The following is a 1,696-nucleotide window of genomic DNA, read 5'->3' as shown; positions in this document are numbered from 1 at the left end:
CACCGACGGCGGTCCCGCCGTCCGGCCCGAAGGGGTCGAACTGCCCGAGCACGCGGCCGGCGAGGAGGCCGAGCAGGGAGGCCGTCTGCGCGGTCGCACCGCTCGGCACGAGGCGGTGGGTCGCGCCGTCGTCGGAGGCGAGCCCGCCGACCAGCGCCGCGAACGACTGCCCGGCCGCCCGCGCCCAGCCGGGCCGGTCGACCACGAGCACCTGCGCGGCCACGTCCTGGGTGCCCGCGAGCGTGAGGGACGGGCCCAGCCGTGAGGCACGCACGGCCAGCGGTCGGGCGCGCTCGGCGGCGTCCCGCAGGTCGTCGACGACGTGGAGGAGCTCGTCACGGCTTCCGGTGGGTCCCGGGGCGACGAGGCGCCCCGCCCACCGGCCCGCGGCGTCCCAGTCGACGTCGAGGCCGGGCACGGCGGCGCGGTCGTGCGCGGGGGTGGGGCTCATCCGGTCACGGTAACGGGCATCCGCAGCCGGCGATCTGCTGCACGAGGGCGTCGATGACGCGCCGCGGGCCGAGCTGGCCGCCCGGCGGCGTCTCGTCGGCGACGACCGCGAAGAGGAGCTCCCGGCCCTGGACGGTGACCACGCTGCCCGCCAGCGAGGTCGTCCCGGTGAGGCTGCCCGTCTTCGCGCGGACCAGACCGCGCCCGGGTCCCTCGGCGAAGCGGTCCCCCAGCGTGCCCTCCCAGCCGGCGACGGGGAGGTCCACCACGACGGTGCGCAGGGCCGGGTCCAGGGAGGCGACGCGGAGCACGTCGACGAGCTGCTGCGAGGACAGCAGCGACCCTGCCGCCAGGCCGCTCGCGTCGGCGAGCGCGGCGCCGGTGACGTCGATCCCGAGGCGCTCCACCTCCGCGAGGATCGCCCGGGTGGCGCCCTCGAAGCTGCCCGGGAGGCCCTGCTCCACCGCGACGAGCCTCCCGAGCGCCTCGGAGACGGTGTTGTCCGAGGTCCGCAGCACGTACTCGGCGATGTCGCGCACCGGGGCGGACTGCACGGCCGCGATGCGGCCGGCGCCCTCGGGGGCGTCCCGTCGCTCGGTGCCCGTGACGGTGATCCCCCGCTCCCCCAGCAGCGTGGCGAACACCCCCGCGGCGTGCAGCGTCGGGTCCGCGTGCCGGGGCGGGTACGGCTCCTCGCGCGTCTTGGCGATGTTGACCTGCAGCGGGGTGACGGGGGCCACGAAGCCCAGCGACACGTCGGTGGGGAACCACCCGGGCGAGACGGCCGGGCCGCTGAACACGGACTCGTCGACGCCGAGGGCGACCTCCGTGGTCCCCGCCAGCGCCAGGGCCCGGGCGGTCTGGTCCGCGAGGTCCGCCAGCCCGGCCCGACCGTTCGTCGCCGTCGGGTCGCCGGCCCCGGCGGCGAGCATCACGTCGCCGCCGGCGACGAGGACGATGCGGCCTGGGGCCTCCTGGACCACCGCCGTCTCGACGGTGCGGTCCGGGCCGAGCGTCCGCAGCGCCGCGACCGCCGTCAGGATCTTCGCGGTGGAGGCGGGCTCGCGCGGCACGTCGGGGCTCGCCGCGGCCACGAGCTCGCCGGTCAGCTGGTCGACGACGACGACCCCCACGGAGGTGCCGACCCACGGGTGCGCGACCGCCGCGTCGACGGCCGCCTGCAGCTCCTCCGGCTCGGGCAGGGGCGCGTCCGTCGCGGCGCCCGGCCCCGCGGGCACCGGGGGCG

General features: G+C 78.2%; 2 protein-coding genes. Both read right to left on the bottom strand.

What is annotated here, in order from left to right:
- On the bottom strand, positions 1-451 hold a 451-nt coding region (locus N866_RS18595; protein WP_173406180.1), incomplete at its 3' end, for a zinc-dependent metalloprotease.
- A 4-nt stretch (positions 452-455) separates the two neighbouring features.
- Positions 456-1,696 (bottom strand): D-alanyl-D-alanine carboxypeptidase/D-alanyl-D-alanine endopeptidase (gene dacB / locus N866_RS18590; RefSeq protein WP_155855494.1); only part of this gene is annotated, 1,241 nt, incomplete at its 5' end.

This window comes from Actinotalea ferrariae CF5-4 (assembly GCF_000603945.1).
Lineage (GTDB): Bacteria > Actinomycetota > Actinomycetes > Actinomycetales > Cellulomonadaceae > Actinotalea > Actinotalea ferrariae.
The sequence above is the reverse complement of the archived record's forward strand: the minus strand, read 5'-3'. Positions and strand labels throughout refer to the sequence as shown.